Here is a 19,092-nt window from a genome sequence, read left to right on the forward strand (position 1 = left end):
ACAACAACAAGCTCCGTGGAAAGACCGCAGCATGCAGGCCCTGCAGAACCTCAACGCCATGGCGGCGCTCAACACATTCGTCAGCCTGCTTTTCGCCTTCATCTTCGGCAGCGTCATCGGCCTTGAACGCCAGATCCGCCAACGCACGGCGGGTCTGCGCACCAACACGCTGGTCGCAGTCGGTGCAGCCGTGTTCGTGGATCTCGCCATGCGCCTTGGCGGCGCAGACGGCGCGACCCGCGTGATCGCCTACGTCGTCTCCGGCGTAGGCTTTCTCGGCGCGGGCTCGATCATGAAGGAAGGCGCCAACATCACCGGCCTGAACACCGCAGCCACCCTCTGGGGCTCCGCCGCCGTGGGCGCGTGCTGCGGCGCGAGCATGATCCTCGAAGCCGGCATGGCGACCCTGTTCGTGCTCGCCTCCAACACCTTGCTGCGCCCGGTCGTCAACACCATCAACCGCCGCCCCGTGAACGAAACCGCAGGCGAAGCGATCTACTACGTCTACGCCATCTGCAGCGCCAGCGTACAAGCGGCAGTGCGCGAAAAAATGCTGGAACTCCTGGATGCCGCCAACTACCCCGCCCGCTCCGTGGAAAAACACGCCTTCGGCCCCAGCGACACAGAAATCGAAATCGTGCTCCACGCCACCTCGGTGGAGGCAGACGAACTGGACGCAGTAGTCAAACAGATAGAAGCATTGCCGGGCGTGTTGCAAGCCTTCTGGAACTCCAGCACTGAAGAGTAATGCTCAGGGTAATCAAGCTCGTAGATAGGGCTCCAGCATCCATGCGGCTTGCCGAGGTGGCAGAACCTTCGATGTGCGAGCTGAAGTCATAAACAACGCCCTCAGCCTTCAGTTTGCAACCATCAGCGCTCGGGGGCTGTGCGGCTCTGTCCGACCCTGAGCAGAAGTTCGCACGGCGCCAAAGTGGCCTTTCAGAACGACCTTCAGAGCTTGACAACTCCTCGAATTTTCTCGTTGCGGCTCAGTTGTGAAGCGGGGAAGCGGATCTTGTCCTTTTGCGCCTTGTCCCCCGCATGCAGTGTGATTCGACAATCGTGAAATCTTACCAATATGCAACATAGATGACTATACTAAATGACGGCGCTATAGATAATTTACAGGGGAAACCGCATGCTTAGTTCTGTTCGCAGTCTCATACTCGTAGCTCTTGCTACTGGTGTATCAACTACCGCTTCCGCTGCTTTGCCACAGTCTGGACTCTGGGCATTTGATGGCGAATCAAACGGCAAGCCAGGCCGCGGCTTTCAGATCGACCGTCAGGATGGAAACCGAATCATCGTCTCCTACTTCGGCTACCGTTCAGATGGCTCGTCAATGTTCCTTCAAGCAGCGGGAAGCATTGGAGATGATGGCAAGACCTTCTCGGCTGAACTGAACGAATACAAGAACGGTCGCGCAATGGGCGGCGATGCACGAACTGGTGAACTGGCACAGATGATGGGTACGGTGCTGATGGAGTTCGACACGTCCTCCACAGGCGCCATCACCTTGCCAAGTGAGGCAAAGAGACCCATTTCCCGCATCGCATTCAACGAACATCGCACCCGGCTGAACAATGACTTCAATCTCACTCGAGTGGTCTTCGACAAAGCGTTCTCGTGGACTTTCCAAGATTCAGCTAGCTTTGCGCTGAATGGGGACGGCTTGAATTTCAAGATAGTTAGATTCAGTGGGACGGAGACATGCTCGTTTGAGGGAGATCTGTCTGCCAGCGGAGACGCTTTCGTCTCCAAGGGCAGCTATCACTGCGTGGCCATGGCACCCGGGTACTATCGTCTGGAAGAGCTGAAAGTGGATCAGTTCGGATTTCTCTCAGCCATGCTTCACATCAGCACAGATGCGAACATGTCCTATTTCAACAGCCAGAAATTGTTTGGAACCTGCATCGGACCTTTGGGTGCCGTGATCCTTGGTGTTCCAAATCAAAATCCCATTTGCACGACAACGGAGCTTGAGGAAGCTCCGTAAATCGATATCCGCCTCTCGCATTCGAACATGCGAGAGCCTCCAGCATTCATGCAGGCGAATCAGTTGAATTTGAGGGGCGGATTATTGGTGTTACTCTTGATTCCTAGGGTGAATATCCGGTTTTGGCCGGGAGCACCAATAGCTCACACTCCACCAATTTCATCGAAGTCTCCATTGGGCTATTACGACTTCAGAGCTTCAACACCGATGGCCCCACTCGCATGAATGCCAGTGCCCTGTTCAGGACTTCCACTACCCGAAACAAGCAATGCCCACCCATCTCGCGGAGTCGCGAGATGCCGGCACGAGCAACGCGAAGTGCCGAATCACACCTCTTATGAAAACACTGACTCGCGGCGGTTGCCCGAACGGAGCGCCTACGGCGCGAAGCTGAGTTCTGCCGCGTGACCCCGCATTCAAGCGCACTTTTGGTGACTTTTCGCGCGCCAGCGAAAAGTTACTCGCCCACCGGGGCGAGACCCGGCACCCGCAAACAAACGCCCAGCAGCGGCCAGCACCGCCAACAAAAGAAAAACTAGAACAACCCACCCGCAGCGCTAGGCGGCGTAACCCCGAGGTGACGAAACGCAGCAAGAGTAGCCACCCGACCCCGCGGCGTACGCTGCAAATACCCTTGCTGAATCAAATAAGGCTCGATCACATCCTCGATCGTCCCCGACTCCTCGCCGATGCTGGCCGCAATATTGTCCAGTCCCACAGGCCCGCCATCAAAGCGATGAATCACCGCTTCCAGCAGCTTGCGGTCCATCACATCGAAGCCCTGCGGATCGACATCCAGCATCGTCAACGCACGCTGCGCGATGTCCAGCGTGATGCGTCCGTCGCCCTTCACGTCCGCATAGTCGCGCACGCGGCGCAGCAGGCGGTTGGCGATACGTGGCGTGCCGCGTGAACGGCGCGCGATTTCAAAGCAGCCGTCTTCGTCGATCGGCGCGCCGAGCAGACCGGCGCTGCGCTTGACGATCTTGGCCAACTCATCGGGCGTGTAGAACTCCAGTCGCGCGACGATGCCGAAGCGGTCGCGCAGCGGGTTGGTCAGCATGCCCGCGCGCGTGGTCGCGCCGACCAGCGTGAACGGCTGCAGGTCAAGCTTGATCGAGCGCGCCGCAGGGCCTTCGCCGATCATGATGTCGATCTGGTAGTCCTCCAGCGCGGGATACAGAATTTCTTCGACGACCGGCGACAGGCGATGGATCTCGTCGATGAAGAGCACATCGTTGCGCTCCAGATTGGTCAGCAGCGCGGCCAGGTCCTTGGGCTTTTCGAGCACCGGGCCCGAGGTCTGGCGCAGGTTCACCCCCAACTCGGCCGCGATGATGTGGCTGAGCGTGGTCTTGCCCAGACCGGGCGGGCCGAACAGCAGCACATGGTCGAGCGCTTCGCCACGCTTGCGCGCTGCGCCAATGAAGATTTCGAGCTGCTCGCGCGCCTTGGCCTGGCCGACGTATTCATCCAGCAGCTTGGGACGCAGCGCGCGCTCCAGTGCGTCTTCCTGCGGTGAAGCGGGCGCGGCGGAAACCACGCGGGGCTTTGGCGGAGTGGGAGCGAAATCGTCGGTATGGATGGTCATGCGGGGGTCATGCGTGCGCGAGAAAAATCGGTGGTGTCAGCTCTGGATTTCTGACTGCATCCATTATCCCTTGATGCCCTTTTCCGCTAGCCGACGTGCGTATGCGGCAAGGATCAGGCGCTCGGAATGCACCAGGTAATCGTTGAGCGACTGCGATGCCTCCAGGGGCTTGCCGGACTCGAACAACGCAAGAATCTGCTGGTTCATGTCCACATAGGGCGCGTGCAGAAAATGCGGGTCCTGCATCAGGCCAAACGCCACGCGCAGTTCGGCAAGCAGGTGCGAGAACATCACGTTCAAGCGTTCGCTGTCGGCCAGTTCCACCACCGCTTTGTGAAACGCCATGTTGGCCGTGCCCACGCCCAGCCAGTCTTCGTTGGTGCGGCAGGTCTGCGCGCTGTCCACCGCCTCGCGCATGTGCGCCACCGCCGGGTGCATGGGGTAGCCTTGAGCGAGCGCCTGGCATTCGATCATGCGGCGCACGCGGTAGATGTCGATGATCGACGCAATGCTGGGCACCACCACCGACACGCCCTTGTTGGGCTCGTGCGAGAGCAGGCCTTCCTTGGTCAGCACGCGAAAGGCTTCGCGCACGGTGCTGCGCGAGATGTCGAGGCTCTCGCACAGCGCGGCTTCGGACAGACGTTCACCCGGCATCCACTCCCCCAGAACGAGCTTGCTGCGCAATTGTTCGGCGATGCGGTCCGTGAGGTTCAGGGCTTCGGTGGTGCGGGACATGGTGACGGGCTGGTGGCAGGCTGTTCGGACGGGATGATCTTCAAGCCAGCAGTGTAGCCAAGGCCTCGCGAAGCCCCGGTTTGTCCGAGAAAAAGTGGATCCGCAACAGTCAATAGGCCCCATATTGTCAGACAAAATACGGGTTTGCACCTATGCACAACACTGTATTGTCTTATGCAAAATAGTCATTGTCAGACAATCCAATTGATTTTGTAACACAAACAAGGATTGACGATGTCCTTGCCAATGCGCTCCACACCGCAGGCAGCGACTCCCAACTGATGGCGCAGGCCGCTTTCCGGCCCTGCAACAGGCAGCCGGCAGCAACCATTCAAAGGATCCAACATGCCAACCGACGTCAACCTCTGGCCCCTCATAGGCGTGGCCATCATCATTGCGGGCTTCGTGCTGCGCTTCAATCCCATGCTGGTGGTGATCGTCACCGCCATCGGCACCGCGCTGGCGGCGGGGTTTCCGATCGAGAAGGTGCTCACCACCATCGGCACCGGCTTCGTGAAGACGCGCAATCTGCCGTTGATCATCCTGCTGCCGCTCGCCGTGATCGGTCTGCTGGAGCGCCACGGTCTGCGCCAGCACGCGCAGCGCTGGATCAGCAACATCAAGTCGGCCACCGCTGGCCGCCTGTTCATCGTCTACCTGGCCGCGCGCCAGTTGACCGCCGCCGTCGGACTGACCAGCCTGGGCGGTCATCCGCAGATGGTGCGTCCGCTGCTCGCCCCCATGGCCGAAGGCGCGACCGAAAACCGCTACGGCAAGCTGCCCGCCAAGGTGCGCGACAAGCTGCGCGCTTTCTCTGCCGCCACCGACAACGTGGGCCTGTTCTTCGGTGAAGACATCTTCGTGGCGTTCGGTGCCATCGTGCTGATGGTCACGTTCCTCAAGGAAGCGGGCATCGAGGTCGAGCCGATCCATGTCGCACTGTGGGGCATTCCGACGGCCATCACCGCTTTCGTGATCCATGCGATCCGCCTGCACCGTCTCGACGCGACGCTGGCCAAGGAAATCGCTTCCGAAAACGCCGCTGAAACCGCAGCCGCCAACACCAAGAAGTGAGCCCGAACATGACGCTGACGATTCAACATCTGTACTACCTGATCGGCTTCATTCTGGCCGTCACCGCGCTGCTCACCGTTCGTGATGCGAGCAATCCGCGTCGCTTTTCGAGCGCGCTGTTCTGGGCGATCTACGCCGTGGTGTTCCTTGCGGGCGATGTAATTCCGCCCATGTGGATCGGCCTGATGGCCGTGATCATGGCCGTGATCGCAGGCTTTGGCGGTGTGGCCGGTGGCAAGCACCAGCCGCGCACCGATGCGCAATACCTGGAAAGCGCCAAGCGCCTTGGCAACAAGCTCTTCGTGCCGGCACTGGCGATTCCGCTGATCACCATGATCGGCACGCTCTCGGCCAAGCATCTGATCTTCGGCGGCACGCCGCTGATCGATCTGAAGAACAGCACACTGGTGAGCCTGGGCGTGGGCTGCGTGGTGGCGCTGATCATCGCCTGCTGGCTGACGCGCGAAACGCCCGTGCAAGGAATGCGCGAATCGTGGCGCCTGACGGACGCGCTCGGCTGGGCGCTGGTGCTGCCGCAGATGCTGGGCATGCTGGGCCTCGTGTTCTCCGACGCAGGCGTGGGCAAGGCCGTGGCCTATGTGACCACCACCTACATCAACATGGACATCAAGTTCATCGCCGTCGCGGTCTACGTGATCGGCATGGCGCTGTTCACCGTCATCATGGGCAACGGCTTTGCCGCCTTCCCGGTGATGACCGGCGGCGTGGGCGTGCCGGTGCTGGTGCACCACTTCGGCGGTGACCCGGCCGTAATGGCTGCCGTGGGCATGTTGTCGGGTTATTGCGGTACGTTGATGACGCCAATGGCTGCCAACTTCAACCTCGTGCCCGCCGCGCTGCTGGAGATCGACAAGAATGCGGTGATCAAGGCGCAGATTCCCACCGCGCTCTTGCTTCTCACTGCCAACGTGTTCATCCTGTACTTCCTGATGTTCCGTTGAGACCTCACCAGCCAAGCGACAAGAAGGACTCGAACATGTCAATCCAAACACCCGTGCAAACACCCGTACCCACGATCCTGTTGACCGGCTTCGAGCCCTTCGAGAACGACCCGATCAACCCCGCATGGGAGATCGCCCGCACGCTGGACGGCGAAGTCATCGCCGGGGCCGTGGTGCACGGAGTCGAACTGCCCTGCGTGTTCGGCGATTCGATCACCACGCTGGACCAGGCCATCGCGCACTACCGGCCCGTGCTGGTCGTGGCGCTGGGCTTTGCGGGCAACCGCTGCGACATCACGCCCGAGCGCGTGGCCATCAACCTCGACGATGCGCGCATCGCCGACAACGCGGGCAATCAGCCCGTGGACACGCAGGTGGTGGAAGGCGGCCCGTCGGCCTACTTCTCCACCTTGCCGATCAAGGCCATGACGAAGGCCATGCTCGACGCGGGCGTGGCCGCATCGGTCTCCAACACCGCAGGCACCTTTGTCTGCAACCACATTTTCTACGCCGTGATGCACAGCCTTGCGCACCACGCGGCGGCCCCCGGCGCACGTGGTGGCTTCATCCACATTCCGCCGCTGCCCGACATGCAGGCCAAGAACCCCAGCATCACGGGCATGGACCTGGCCACCCAGGTCAAAGGCATTCGCGCCGCACTCCACGCGGCCATGACGGTGGAGCAGGACCTGCGCGTGACCGCAGGCCAGATCTCCTGAAGCCCCAGCGACCGCCACAACGAAAGAGAAACATCATGATGAAAATGGACCTCAACAGCGACCTCGGCGAGAGCTTCGGCGCATGGAGCATGGGCGACGACGCCTCGATGCTCGACATCGTGAGCAGCGCGAACGTGGCCTGCGGTTTTCACGCGGGCGACCCGGCTGGCATCCTCAAGACATTGAAGGCGGCGAAGGAGCGCAACGTCGTCGTCGGCGCGCATGTGGCCTATCCCGATCTGGTGGGCTTTGGTCGCCGCAACATGGACATCGGCAGCGCCGACCTCGTCGCCAGCGTGATCTACCAAATCGGCGCGCTGCAAGGCCTCGCACAAGCAGCTAGCACCACCGTGAAATACGTGAAGCCGCACGGCGCGCTCTACAACAAGATTGCGCAAGACAAGCGCCAGGCAGGCGACGTGATCAAGGCGCTGCTGGAACTCGACAAATCGCTGGTGCTGGTCGCGCTCGCAGGCGCACCGCTGATCCAGTGGGCACGCGATGCGGGCCTCACGGTCGTTGCCGAAGCCTTTGCCGACCGCGCCTACACACCCGCTGGCGAACTGGTCTCGCGCACCCTGCCCGGCGCGGTGCTGCATGACGAGGCCGAGATCACCGAACGCATGGTCAAGCTCGTGCGCGAAGGCGCGGTGACCGCCATCGACGGCAGCACCGTGCGCATCGAAGCCGATTCAATCTGCGTGCACGGCGACAGCCCCGGTGCCGTGTCGATCGCGCGCAATCTGCGTGAACGCTTCGAGCGCGAGCACATCCACATCGCCTCGTTCGTGAACTGAAAGCGCACGATGAAAGTGGAAAAAAACACCATGCGATTTCTGCCCGTCAACCGCAACGCATTGATGGTGGAACTCGCCGATCTGGACGACACACTGGCGCTGCTCGCATCGCTGCAACGCACGCCGGTGCATGGCGTGGAAGAACTCGTTCCCGCCGCGAAAACCATCCTCGTGTACTTCCGCGCATCCGCCACGACGGCCGCGCAGGTGGTGAGCGAGATCGCATCGCGCAAGCTCGACGCACGCACCGAACGCAGCGACGTGCTGGTGGAAATTCCCGTGCACTACAACGGCGAAGATCTGACCGATGTGGCGCAGATTCTGGGCATCAGCGAAGCGGAAGTCATCGCCCGCCACACCGGCAGCGAGTACACGGTCGCCTTCACCGGATTCGCTCCGGGCTTTGGCTACCTGAGCGGCGGCGACCCGATCTTCAACGTGCCGCGCCGCAGCTCGCCGCGCACCAAGGTGCCCGCAGGCTCCGTCGCGCTGGCAGGCACTTTCAGCGCGGTCTACCCACAAGCCAGCCCCGGCGGTTGGCAGTTGATTGGCGTGACCGAAACGCCGATGTGGGACCTCTCGCGCGACTTGCCCGCGCTGCTGCAACCCGGTTATCGCGTGAAGTTCGTGGATGCGGCCACGCTGCCTGCAGCCGCACCAAAATCAGCAACGCCTGCTGCCGCGCCGACAGACACATCAACGACCAACGCGCTCATCGTTCGTGCCACCGGCTTGCTCACCGTGTTCCAGGACACCGGCCGCCACGGTCAGGCAGGACAAGGCGTGTCCGCATCCGGCGCGATGGATCAGGTCGCGCTCAAGACCGCCAACCGCCTCATCGGCAACGCCAGCCATGTCGCAGCGCTCGAAACCGTGGGCGGCGGCCTGCAGCTCAAGAGCCGTGGCGACAACGTGGTGGCGGTGACAGGTGCCGACGCGCCCATCACCCTCACCACATCGCAAGGCCAACGCTGGAACGTCTCGCGCTACGCGCCCATCGCGCTGGCCGACGGCGACACGCTGTCCATCGCCCAACCGGTGGCGGGCGCGCGTTGCTATGTGGCGGTGCGCGGCGGCTTCAACGTCGCGCCCGTGCTCGGCAGTTGCTCCACCGACACGCTGGCCCACGTCGGCCCTGCCGCTCTCAAAGTGGGCGATGTGTTGACGGTTCAACCCGCGACGCATCACGTGGTGGGCGACACCGCCTTGCCACCGGACGACCTGCCCACGCTGCAGGACGACGTCGTGCTCGACATCGAGTTCGGCCCGCGCACCGACTGGTTCACGCCCGAAGCCGTCGAGCTGCTGTGCACGCAGCGCTGGCAGGTCACGCCGCAATCGAATCGCGTGGGCCTGCGCATTGAAGGCGAGGTGCCGCTCTCGCGCACCGTCACCGCAGAACTGCCCAGCGAAGGCACACCGCTTGGCGCATTGCAGGTGCCGGCCAACGGCCAACCCGTGCTGTTTCTGGCCGACCACCCTCTTACCGGCGGCTACCCCGTGATCGCCTGCGTCGCGCCCCACCACCTCGACCGCGCGGGACAGATTCCCGTGGGCGCGTGGCTGCGCTTCAACCCCATTCGCCGTTTCGCAGAAATGGCACCCGACAACACGCTTTGAGGAAGTCTCATCATGAAAAAAGTTCTGATTGCCAACCGTGGTGAGATCGCGGTCCGCGTGGTGCGCGCCTGCGCCGACTACGGCGTGAAATCCGTCGCCATCTACGCCGATTCCGACATCGATGCACTGCACGTGCGCATGGCCGACGAGGCCTACGGTCTGGCTGGTGAGCGACCCGCAGACAGCTATCTCAACATCGCCAAGATCATCGACATCGCCAAGAAAAGCGGTGCCGATGCGGTGCATCCAGGCTACGGCTTTCTCTCGGAATCCGAAGCCTTCGCGCAAGCCGTGCAGGGCGCCGGTCTGATCTGGATTGGCCCCAAGCCCGAAACCATTGCACTGCTCGGCGACAAGGTCAGCGCGCGCAAGGTGGCGTTGGAAGTCGGTGCGCCGCTGGTCGCGGGCACCAAGGACCCGGTGAAGGACGCATCGGAAGTCCTGAAGTTCGCCGAAGAACACGGCCTGCCCATCATCATCAAGGCCGCTTTCGGCGGCGGCGGTCGCGGCATGAAGATCGCGTGGCGCATGGACGAAGTCGAAGAGCTTTTCGCATCGGCCACACGCGAAGCCATCACTGCTTTCGGTCGCGGTGAATGCTTTGTCGAGCAGTTCCTCGACAAGCCACGCCACATCGAAGCGCAAGTGATTGCCGACACGCACGGCAATGTCGTAGTGCTCGGCACGCGCGACTGCTCGCTGCAACGCCGCAACCAGAAGCTCGTGGAAGAAGCCCCCGCGCCCTTCATCAGCGACGAGCAACGTGAACGCATCCACCAGTCCGCGCGCGCCATCTGCGCCAAGGCGGGCTACGTGAGCGCGGGCACGGTGGAATATCTGCTGAGCCAAAGCGGCGCGATCTCGTTCCTCGAAGTGAACACGCGCCTGCAGGTCGAGCACCCGGTCACCGAACAGACCACGGGCGTGGACCTCGTCGTCGAACAACTGCGCGTGGCCGACGGCCTGCCGCTGTCGATCACCGAAACACCCCAGCCCACCGGCCACTCGTTCGAATTCCGCATCAACGCCGAAGACGTGGGCCGCGGCTTTCTGCCCACACCCGGCAAAATCACGCGCTTTGACGCCCCGAGCGGCCCCGGCGTGCGCGTTGATTCCGGCGTGCAGACCGGCTCCGTCATCTCGGGCTCGTTCGACTCGATGATGGCCAAGCTCATCGTCACCGGCGCCACCCGCGAACAGGCACTGATCCGCGCCCGCCGTGCACTCAAGGAATTCCACATCGAAGGCGTCGCTTCGGTCCTGCCTTTCCACCGCGCCGTGGTGAATCAGGCCGACTTCAGCGGCACCGATGGCTTCAAGGTCCACACCCGCTGGATCGAAACCGCCTTCGTGGAACCCCTCGCCGCCGCCGTGCGCGCAGAGCCGCTGGTGGACACCACGCTCACCCGCACCGCCATCGAAATCGACGGCAAGCGCGTATCGCTCGGCCTGCCCGCCGTGCTGCTGCAGGGCCTGTCCGCTGCTGCTCCGGGCACGGCTGGCAACGCATCCGCACCCGCTGCTGCGGTGGCTGATCCCAACGTCGTCGAATCCCCCATCGCAGGCAATCTGCACGCATGGAAGGTTGAAGACGGCGCAACCGTCAAGGAAGGCGACGTGATCGCCGTGATGGAAGCGATGAAGATGGAAATGCAGGTGACCGCACACAAGAGCGGAAAGATCGCGCTGCTGGCAAAAGCCGGAACTGCGCAGACGCTGGGAGCGGCGCTCGCGCGGATTGGTTGAACTTGTGAAAGATGACGTGACCGCCTGCACACACGCTCGCGGTCATGTCGTGTCGCTGCATCAATAAGACCGCAGCGCAATCCCCCAGCACCCATCGCGCCGCGTGACGATCCAGAGATTGCGGTGCATGCTCAGCACCTCGTCCTGGGCATTGCAGCGGCTGTAGGTCACCACAAAATGGACCTTGTCCTGACTCACCAGAACAGGCTCCTTGGCTTCATAGCGGGTATGGTTCCACCCCGTCGCTTTCAACGCCTCGAAGAAGTGGGAGGGATGCTGGCCGGGTTCGAGCCACTCCAGCCGTTCGGCCCCCGACAACATGATGTGCGGGAAGTGCAATTCGCCATCCATGCCCAATGAATCGCAGGCGTTGAAACGCTCCGTGAAGCGATCAAGGCACGCGGATGCGGCGGCAACCAACTGCGCGTCGTCGTCCTGCGTGCTGTCCGTGCCTGCGCTCACGAAACGGATGAAATCGCTCACGGCCTCTTTGCCTCCAATGACTTGTTCGCTCGATCTATGCCGTACATTCTGCCGTCGCAAGCATATACGGCACGACGCAATCGTCGGAAAATGAGCGCTCCTCACAAGAATGAGAAGGAGCCCGCCATGCCCCTCGCACTCTACGGCCACCCCTTTTCCTCGTACACACAGAAGGTCCTGATCGCGCTGTACGAGAACCAGACGGCGTTTGAATTCCGCTGGGTCGCTCCTGATCAGCCCTTGCATATGGCGGAGTGGCAAAGGCTGTGGCCGCTGCGCAAGTTTCCGGTGTTGCTCGACGGCGAGCAAAGCATTGCCGAGAGCAGCATCGTCATCGAGCATCTGCACTTGCATCATCCCGGCCCGGTGGCGCTCTTGCCATCCGATGCGCAAGCGGCGCTCGATGTGCGATTCATGGATCGCTTCTTCGATCTGCATGTGATGAGCCCCATGCAAACCGCCGTGAACGGAGCGCTGAGCGGCGATGCCATCAGGCGCAAGGACGGTCTGGCATTCGCGCAGGAAAAGCTGGAGATAGCGTACGCGTGGCTCGATACGCATCTCGCGGGCAAGACCTGGGCGTGCGGCGAGCGGTTTTCGATGGCCGATTGCGCGGCTGCGCCCTCGCTGTTCTATGCGGATTGGACGCATCCGATTTCCGGTGCGCACTCTCATTTGAAAGCCTACCGGGAGCGGCTGTTGGTGCGTCCATCGTTTGCTCGTGCGGTGAATGAAGCGCGGCCTTTCCGGGCCTACTTTCCGCTCGGTGCACCGGATCGGGATTGATGAGCCGCCGCGTGCTTGAGCAGCCAGACGACTGTTCATAACCACAGTGATTTGAAGCCCCAAGCCCCATGTCGGCGCTGGGGTAGCCTGCATTCGGTAACATTGCACCTCTTACGTGCGCGCGAGCATGGGGGACACTTGTGTGCCCTCCAGCCATTGCCACCAAAGCGCGCCGCGAAAACCCGATTCATTTCGGCTCCCGCCTGAATGCCCCATGCGGCAGCGGGAGCCCAGCGCCGGGGAACGAACGCACCCGGAAATTCAAGCCATGACTCAGAACACCCCACCCTCTTTTTTCAGTCGCATCGCGATTGCCATCGGCAGCTTTTTTGCCATCCTCGGCAACGGTCGTCTCGCGGCTGACATCACCCGTCTGCGCGGTGGCGAGCAGCTCGCCGCCGATGTGCCCACGCCCGAACCCAAGGAAGTGCGCATCGAAGTGCCGGTCGAGAAAATCGTCGAAACCCGTGTGGAGGTGCCCGTCGAAAAGATCATCGAACGCACCGTGCAGGTTCGCGTGCCGACCGACACCGCAGCCCTGCAAGTGCTCGGCCTGATGCAGCGCGAAGCCCGCTTTGTGGACTTCATCCAGGAAGATGTGGCCAGCTACAGCGATGCCGAAATCGGTGCCGCCGCACGCGTGGTGCACGAAGGCTGCCGCAAGGTGCTCAAGGAGCATTTCAAGCTCGTGCCCGTGCGCGACGAAGCCGAAGGCAGCCGCATCACCGTGGCGCCGGGCTTCGACACCACCGCGATTCGCCTGACCGGCAATGTGGTCGGCCAAGCGCCATTCACCGGCACGCTCACGCATCGCGGCTGGAAGGTTTCGCAGATGCAACTGCCGCAACTCACCGACGAAAAAGCCGCTGAGATCGTGGCTCAGGCAGAGGTGGAACTGTGAGCGACAGCATGACGACGACAACGACCTCCAATCCCGACGCGCTGTTCTGCATCGGCATCGACCTGGGCACCACGCACTGCGCGCTGTCGTATGTGGACAAGACCGCGAGCGATGGCGACAAGGTCGACCAGCAGGTGCTGAACATTCCGCAGCTCACGGCTCCCGCGAGTGTGGAAGGCAAGCCGCTGCTGCCCTCGTTCCTGTATCTGCCGCACGAAACCGAACTGACACCCGCCGACATGGCGCTGCCGGGCGCGGGCGAGCAAAGCTACATCGTCGGCGAGTTTGCACGCACGCGCGGCGCGAACACGCCCATCCGTCTGGTGAGCAGCGCCAAGAGCTGGCTGTGCCATCCGGGTGTGGATCGCCGCTCGCCGCTGCTGCCATCGGACGCACCACCCGAAGTGCAGCGCGTGTCGCCGCTCGAAGCATCGACGCGCTACCTCAAGCACCTGCGCTGGGCCTGGGACAACGCGCATCCCGAAGCGCCGTTCAACGAGCAGGACATCACGGTCACCATTCCCGCATCCTTCGATCCGGCCGCGCGTGAGCTGACGGCGGAGGCCTGCCGCAACGCGGGCTTCAACAACCTCACACTGCTCGAAGAACCGCAGGCCGCGCTCTACAGTTGGATTCAGCAAAGCGGCGGCCAGTGGCGCAAGCAGGTGAAGAACGGCGACATCATCCTCGTGGTGGACGTGGGCGGTGGCACGACCGACCTGTCGCTCATCGCCGTGCTGGAGCACGAAGGCAATCTGGAACTGCAACGCGTGGCCGTGGGCGAGCACATTCTGCTTGGTGGCGACAACATGGACTTGGCGCTGGCCTACGGTCTGGCACGCAAGCTCGCGCAGGAAGGCAAGCAGCTCGACGCATGGCAAACGCGCGCTCTCTCGCATGGTTGCCGCGCGGCCAAGGAGCAGTTGCTTGCCAATGAAAATCTGCAAAGCGTGCCAGTCGTTGTGCCCAGCCGTGGCAGCAAGCTGATCGGCGGCAGCATCCGCACCGAACTCACGCGCACCGAAGTGCTGGCGATGCTGGTCGAAGGCTTCTTCCCCAAAGTCAACGCAGCCGACAAGCCGCAGACACGCGCTCGCGCAGCGCTCACGCAGCTTGGCCTGCCGTACGCGCAGGACGCTGCCGTCACGCGCCATCTGGCCGCATTCCTCTCGCGCCAAGCGGGTGCGACGGAGCAGATCGACGGACTGCAAGGCACGCAGCCTGCGGGCGCTGGCTTCCTGCATCCATCGGCGATTCTGTTCAACGGCGGCGTGCTCAAGTCCACGCAGATCGAGCAGCGCATCGTCAACGTCATCAATGGCTGGCTGGCCACCGAAAACGCACCCGCACTGCGCGTGCTCGATGGTGCGAATCTCGACCTCGCCGTCGCTCGCGGCGCGGCTTACTACGGCCATGTGCGTCAGGGCCGTGGTGTGCGCATTCGCGGCGGCACGGCGCAGTCGTACTACGTCGGCATCGAATCCAACATGCCCGCGATTCCCGGCATGGAGCCACCGATTTCCGCGCTGTGCCTTGCACCGTTCGGTCTGGAAGAAGGCTCTGAAGTGGCGCTTGATGGCGAAGAATTCGGCCTCGTCGTGGGCGAGCCGGTTCGCCTGCGCTTCTTTGGCTCGTCCGTGCGCCGCAGCGATGTGGTGGGCACCATGCTGGATTTCTGGGGCCCCGAAGAACTGGTCGAGCTGCAGGAAATCGAAGCCACCTTGCCCGCCGAAGGCCGCAACGCGGGCGACGTGGTTCCCGTGACTTTGCTCGCACGCGCGACCGACATCGGCACGCTCGAACTCAACGCCGTGCCCGTGGGCGGCAACGAGCGCTGGAAGGTGGAATTCGACGTGCGCGCCGAAACATCCCTTGCCGACGCCGAACAGGTCAGCGCATGATGCAAAAGGATCTCCTGCAAAGCCTCGTCTATCTGGACAAGGACTACATCGCCGACAGCTACGAAGCGTGGTCCGGTGAGAGCGCTGCGGTCTCCATCACCAAGCACACCCGAAGAAAAACGGGCACCAATCCGCTGCCGTTTTCGGCCGAGGTGAGCGCGCAGGAGACCCGCTCCTATCCGATCTCCACGCTGCACATGCTCGCGCAGCTGTGGCCCGATCTGGCCGAGCAACCGGCAGTGAACGTGAGCGAATATGCGGAACGTTCGGCCTCGGAATTCGGCTGGGTGCAAGGCCATCTCTCGACCTTCCAGGTGCGCAGCAAGACGCAGCGCGATGGGCAGGATGTGGTCACCGCGCAGTCGAGCCACTTTCAACTGCGTGGTCTGGAGCATGGCCGTTATGTGGACCTGATCACCACGCCGGACTACTTCACGTCCGGCTTCAACGCGCTGTTGCCGTTGCAGATGACACTGCTGGCCAAGTTCGCGTTGCCGGTGTGCATGTACGTGCGCCTGCTGCCCGCCAAGGATCACGCCGAGAACTGGATTGCGGTGCCGCTCGTGATCGTCGAATCGCGCCCTGCGCTCACCAGAGACATCCAAGCCTTGCTCTGATTCCCCATGAACTTCCCATGAACACCGCCACTGCAGCGACCCATGTTGTCGGCATCGACCTCGGCACCAGCAACACCGTTGCAGCTTCGGCGTCATTGAAAGATGCGTCCGCAGGCATCACGCTGCTGCAGATCGCGCAACGCACCGCGCCCGATGAAACCTCGCCGCTATCGCTGCTACCTTCCGTGCGCTATCACGCAGCGGTCGGTGAACTGGGTGAGTCGGCCTGGCAAAAGCCGTGGCCTGCCATGGATGCCAGCGCCGACAAGCCCGCTGTAATTGGCCGCTGGGCGCGTGATCTGGGCGCTGCCGTGCCATCGCGATTGGTGGCGAGCGCCAAGAGCTGGCTCTCGCATCAGGGCGTCGATCGCAACGCCGCCATCCTGCCCTGGGGTGCGCCGGAGGATGTGCACAAGATCTCGCCGGTCGCCGCATCAGCGAGCTATCTCGCGCATGTGAAGGCCGCGTGGAATGCCACGCATGCCGATGCGCCACTCGACCAGCAGATCGTCGTGCTCACCGTGCCCGCATCGTTTGACGAGGGCGCGCGCGCGTTGACGCTGCAGGCCGCGCAGATGGCGGGACTGCCGCATGTGCACCTGCTCGAAGAACCCAAGGCCGCGTTCCACGACTGGCTGGTGCTGCAGGGCGATCAACTCCAAGCGCAACTCAAGGACAGCAAGCTGGTGCTGGTCGTCGACGTGGGCGGTGGCACGACCGACCTCACGCTGATTCGCGTCGAGCAGGCTGCTGATTCCGATACGCTGCCGACACTCACCCGCATTGCCGTCGGCGAGCACTTGATGCTTGGCGGCGACAACATGGATCTGGCGCTCGCGCATCGGCTGGAGCCGCAGTTTCTGGCTTCCGGCGAGCAGCGTCTGCCCGCCACCCGATTCGCGCAACTGGTGCAGCGCTGTCGCATCGCAAAGATTCAATTGCTCGCGCAGAATGCGCCCGCATCGGTGTCCGTCACCTTGCTTGGCAGCGGCTCGCGTCTGATGGCGCAAACCCGTTCGGCGGTGCTCACACGCGACGAGATTCAGTCCTGGATCGTTGAAGGCTTTCTGCCCCATGCGGCCATCGATGAAGCCCCCACCAAACGCCAGAGCGCACTGCGCGGCTTTGGCCTGCCCTACCCTGCAGACGCGGCCATCTCGCGGCATCTCGCGCAGTTTCTGTCGCAGCATGCAGCGGGCGAACTGCCGGATACCGTGCTGCTCAACGGCGGCGTTTTTCATGCGCATGCGCTGGTTGCGCGACTCACAGAACAGCTCACGCAATGGCGCGAAAAGCCTGTGCGCGTGCTGCACAACCCGCATCCCGATTGGGCCGTTGCGCGCGGTGCGGCAGCCTATGGCTTGACGCTTTCCGAAGCGCAAGCGGCAGCTACCCAGCACAAGCAACCGGCCACCACTCTGCCGAAGATTGGCGGCGGTGCGGCGCGCAGTTACTGGCTGGTTCTGCGCGGCAAGCCGGGCACGCCCGCGCAAGGCCTTTGCCTGCTGCCACGCGGCACGCAGGAGGGCACGCGCATCACGCTGACCGGACGACGCTTTGCCCTCAAGCTGGGGCAGGCCGTGCGGTTTGAACTGGTGTCCAACAACCGCAGCGATCAGACATTTCAAGCGGGACAGCTTATCGATCTGCAAGGCGAAAACTGGCTGCAGCTACCGCCACTGGCCACCGTGCTGCAAGCACCGGACAGCGCAGCAGCGCGCACATCGATGGAAGTGCAGTTGCAAGCCTGCATGACCGAAGTCGGCACGCTGGAAGTGCGCTGTCTGGCTGCGGACAACGCCGAGCAGCAATGGCTGCTGCCCTTCGATCTGCGGGCGCAAACCAACGCCGATGATGATGAGGAGGAGGAAGGCGAACAGGCATCCGCGCCGCAGTCGCTCAACAAGCTGAATGCCGCCATCGAGCAGATCGACCGCATCTTCGGCAACCAGGCAAAAGACATCACGGCCAAGGAAGTGCGCCAACTTCGGCAAGCCATCGAAAAGCTGCTGGGCCCGCGCGAATCGTGGGACGTAGCCGTGCTGCGCGCGCTGTTCGACGCGCTGCTGGAGCGCAGCAAACGCCGTCGCCGCTCGGCCGAACACGAGCGCGTGTGGTTCAACCTCGCGGGCTGGTGCCTGCGCCCCGGCGTGGGCGCGGAGCTCGATGATTGGCGCATCGCGCAGATCTGGCAGCTTTATGAACAAGGCATCGCCCACACCAAGGAGGCAGCCAACTGGACGGAATGGTGGGTGTTCTGGCGACGCGTGGCTGCAGGCCTGAACGAAGCGCAGCAGATGCAGGTGCTCGAAGACGTTGCAGGCCAGATGCAAAAGGCAGTGCAGCAGACCACGCAGCGCAATGAACGCAGCGGTGGCAAATCCACGCACGGCAGCTACGAAGACATGCTGCGCCTCTTCGCCGCGATGGAGGCCGTGCCGTGGCAATTCCGGCAGGAAATGGGCCAGTGGATGCTCTCGCGCTTGAAACGCGCTGACGAAACCGTGCAGACCTGGTGGGCCATCGGCCGCATCGCCGCACGCCAACCGCTGGCCGCGAATGCCCACCTGACCATGCCGCCAGCCCCCGCGACGGAATTCCTCAACGCCACCCTCACACAAGATTGGCGCAAGAACGAAACCGCCATGTTCGCCGCCGTCCAGATCACCCGCATGACCGACGACCGCGCCCGCGACATGAGCGACGCACAACGCACGGACGTGCTGGCGAAACTCAAGACATCAGGCGCACCCACACGCTGGATCGAACTCGTCGAAAGCGTGCAGGAAATGGATGCCGACGACCGCAAACGCAGCTTCGGCGACAGCCTTCCACCGGGTTTGAGCTTGCTGAGATAAGCCACAAACAAGGTATTCAAACAGCAACCCATGCAGCGTACACGCCGTTTGAATCACCAGCCACAATGACGAGATAGCCCCTCAGGCGCGACGCGAAGCCGCAGACAGTACTCTCGTACGACAAGGCTTTGCAACAAAGCATGAGGGGCTATATCGTCACCCCAAAACGAAGACTCTCAAAGCCACCACAACGCCCAACTTCGTCACACCACCCAATCACAACACCAACAAAAGAACAGACAAAAAAAAGCCCGGCATCCCCCGCCGGGCCCAATTCCCCTAGAGTCACCTCGTCGAAACCGA

The 19,092-nt window shown here is 62.6% G+C and carries 16 protein-coding genes; 13 read left to right on the forward strand and 3 right to left on the reverse strand.

The features are described 5' to 3' along the window. Positions 1-31 precede the first annotated feature (31 nt). Together G7048_RS07970 and G7048_RS07975 are read left to right on the forward strand one after the other, a co-directional pair. Complete coding sequence (locus tag G7048_RS07970; protein ID WP_166067618.1) at positions 32-748, forward strand: MgtC/SapB family protein; 717 nt, start codon at positions 32-34, stop codon at positions 746-748. Between the two features lie 390 nt (positions 749-1,138). Then, the gene (locus G7048_RS07975; protein WP_166067619.1) at positions 1,139-1,996 is read left to right on the forward strand and encodes a hypothetical protein; all 858 of its coding nucleotides are present in this window, start codon (positions 1,139-1,141) and stop codon (positions 1,994-1,996) included. A gap of 535 nt (positions 1,997-2,531) precedes the next feature. Here G7048_RS07975 and ruvB read toward each other — a convergent pair. After that, positions 2,532-3,587 (reverse strand): Holliday junction branch migration DNA helicase RuvB, encoded by a 1,056-nt coding sequence (gene ruvB, locus G7048_RS07980; protein WP_166067620.1) that lies wholly within the window; start codon positions 3,585-3,587, stop codon positions 2,532-2,534. A gap of 63 nt (positions 3,588-3,650) precedes the next feature. Beyond that, complete coding sequence (locus tag G7048_RS07985) at positions 3,651-4,325, reverse strand: GntR family transcriptional regulator (RefSeq protein ID WP_166067621.1); 675 nt, start codon at positions 4,323-4,325, stop codon at positions 3,651-3,653. A 345-nt stretch (positions 4,326-4,670) separates the two neighbouring features. Between G7048_RS07985 and G7048_RS07990 the strand changes: the two genes are divergently transcribed. From G7048_RS07990 to G7048_RS08015, 6 genes are read left to right on the forward strand one after another with little or no spacing between them, the layout of a single operon-like run. After that, on the forward strand, positions 4,671-5,399 hold the full coding sequence (locus G7048_RS07990; RefSeq protein WP_166067622.1) for a DUF969 domain-containing protein: 729 nt from the start codon (positions 4,671-4,673) through the stop codon (positions 5,397-5,399). Positions 5,400-5,407: 8 nt separating this feature from the next. After that, complete coding sequence (locus G7048_RS07995) at positions 5,408-6,361, forward strand: DUF979 domain-containing protein (RefSeq protein ID WP_166067623.1); 954 nt, start codon at positions 5,408-5,410, stop codon at positions 6,359-6,361. A 35-nt stretch (positions 6,362-6,396) separates the two neighbouring features. Next, the gene (pcp, locus tag G7048_RS08000; protein ID WP_166067624.1) at positions 6,397-7,080 is read left to right on the forward strand and encodes a pyroglutamyl-peptidase I; all 684 of its coding nucleotides are present in this window, start codon (positions 6,397-6,399) and stop codon (positions 7,078-7,080) included. Positions 7,081-7,118: 38 nt separating this feature from the next. Then, the gene (locus G7048_RS08005; RefSeq protein WP_166070864.1) at positions 7,119-7,877 is read left to right on the forward strand and encodes a LamB/YcsF family protein; all 759 of its coding nucleotides are present in this window, start codon (positions 7,119-7,121) and stop codon (positions 7,875-7,877) included. Positions 7,878-7,907: 30 nt separating this feature from the next. Next, on the forward strand, positions 7,908-9,497 hold the full coding sequence (locus G7048_RS08010; RefSeq protein ID WP_166070865.1) for a 5-oxoprolinase/urea amidolyase family protein: 1,590 nt from the start codon (positions 7,908-7,910) through the stop codon (positions 9,495-9,497). Between the two features lie 12 nt (positions 9,498-9,509). Then, entirely contained in the window at positions 9,510-11,243 is a 1,734-nt protein-coding gene (locus tag G7048_RS08015) for a biotin carboxylase N-terminal domain-containing protein (protein WP_166067625.1), read from the forward strand. Positions 11,244-11,303: 60 nt separating this feature from the next. Here the strand turns inward: G7048_RS08015 and G7048_RS08020 are convergent, their stop codons facing one another. Continuing rightward, positions 11,304-11,726 carry a hypothetical protein gene (locus G7048_RS08020; protein ID WP_166067627.1) on the reverse strand — a complete coding sequence of 141 codons (423 nt, stop codon included), beginning with the start codon at positions 11,724-11,726 and terminating at the stop codon, positions 11,304-11,306. A 126-nt stretch (positions 11,727-11,852) separates the two neighbouring features. On the opposite strand from G7048_RS08020, the gene G7048_RS08025 reads away from it, so the two are divergent. From G7048_RS08025 to G7048_RS08045, 5 genes are all read left to right on the forward strand, one after another. Further along, positions 11,853-12,512, forward strand: a complete 660-nt coding sequence (locus G7048_RS08025; protein WP_166067628.1) for a glutathione S-transferase family protein — start codon at positions 11,853-11,855, stop codon at positions 12,510-12,512. 268 nt (positions 12,513-12,780) lie between these two features. Further along, positions 12,781-13,413 (forward strand): DUF2760 domain-containing protein, encoded by a 633-nt coding sequence (locus G7048_RS08030; RefSeq protein WP_166067630.1) that lies wholly within the window; start codon positions 12,781-12,783, stop codon positions 13,411-13,413. Positions 13,414-13,421: 8 nt separating this feature from the next. Then, entirely contained in the window at positions 13,422-15,314 is a 1,893-nt protein-coding gene (locus G7048_RS08035; RefSeq protein ID WP_166067631.1) for an Hsp70 family protein, read from the forward strand. Further along, positions 15,311-15,931: a hypothetical protein gene (locus tag G7048_RS08040; RefSeq protein ID WP_166067632.1), complete on the forward strand. Its 621-nt coding sequence runs from the start codon at positions 15,311-15,313 to the stop codon at positions 15,929-15,931. The genes G7048_RS08035 and G7048_RS08040 overlap by 4 nt, the downstream gene beginning before the upstream one ends. 17 nt (positions 15,932-15,948) lie before the next feature. Beyond that, the gene (locus G7048_RS08045) at positions 15,949-18,789 is read left to right on the forward strand and encodes an Hsp70 family protein (protein WP_166067633.1); all 2,841 of its coding nucleotides are present in this window, start codon (positions 15,949-15,951) and stop codon (positions 18,787-18,789) included. Positions 18,790-19,092 lie beyond the last annotated feature (303 nt).

It is taken from the genome of Diaphorobacter sp. HDW4B (genome assembly GCF_011305535.1).
Lineage (GTDB): Bacteria > Pseudomonadota > Gammaproteobacteria > Burkholderiales > Burkholderiaceae_C > Diaphorobacter_A.

Bases quoted from the DNA above. Each gene is read 5' to 3' on its own strand.
- pcp (WP_166067624.1), top strand. From the start codon at position 6,397: ATGTCAATCCAAACACCCGTGCAAACACCCGTACCCACGATCCTGTTG.
- G7048_RS07970 (WP_166067618.1), top strand. From the start codon at position 32: ATGCAGGCCCTGCAGAACCTCAACGCCATGGCGGCGCTCAACACATTC.
- G7048_RS08040 (WP_166067632.1), top strand. From the start codon at position 15,311: ATGATGCAAAAGGATCTCCTGCAAAGCCTCGTCTATCTGGACAAGGAC.
- G7048_RS08025 (WP_166067628.1), top strand. From the start codon at position 11,853: ATGCCCCTCGCACTCTACGGCCACCCCTTTTCCTCGTACACACAGAAG.
- G7048_RS08010 (WP_166070865.1), top strand. From the start codon at position 7,908: ATGCGATTTCTGCCCGTCAACCGCAACGCATTGATGGTGGAACTCGCC.
- G7048_RS08015 (WP_166067625.1), top strand. From the start codon at position 9,510: ATGAAAAAAGTTCTGATTGCCAACCGTGGTGAGATCGCGGTCCGCGTG.
- G7048_RS08035 (WP_166067631.1), top strand. From the start codon at position 13,422: ATGACGACGACAACGACCTCCAATCCCGACGCGCTGTTCTGCATCGGC.
- G7048_RS07990 (WP_166067622.1), top strand. From the start codon at position 4,671: ATGCCAACCGACGTCAACCTCTGGCCCCTCATAGGCGTGGCCATCATC.
- G7048_RS07985 (WP_166067621.1), bottom strand. From the start codon at position 4,325: ATGTCCCGCACCACCGAAGCCCTGAACCTCACGGACCGCATCGCCGAA.
- G7048_RS08030 (WP_166067630.1), top strand. From the start codon at position 12,781: ATGACTCAGAACACCCCACCCTCTTTTTTCAGTCGCATCGCGATTGCC.
- G7048_RS08005 (WP_166070864.1), top strand. From the start codon at position 7,119: ATGAAAATGGACCTCAACAGCGACCTCGGCGAGAGCTTCGGCGCATGG.
- G7048_RS07975 (WP_166067619.1), top strand. From the start codon at position 1,139: ATGCTTAGTTCTGTTCGCAGTCTCATACTCGTAGCTCTTGCTACTGGT.
- G7048_RS07995 (WP_166067623.1), top strand. From the start codon at position 5,408: ATGACGCTGACGATTCAACATCTGTACTACCTGATCGGCTTCATTCTG.
- ruvB (WP_166067620.1), bottom strand. From the start codon at position 3,587: ATGACCATCCATACCGACGATTTCGCTCCCACTCCGCCAAAGCCCCGC.
- G7048_RS08045 (WP_166067633.1), top strand. From the start codon at position 15,949: ATGAACACCGCCACTGCAGCGACCCATGTTGTCGGCATCGACCTCGGC.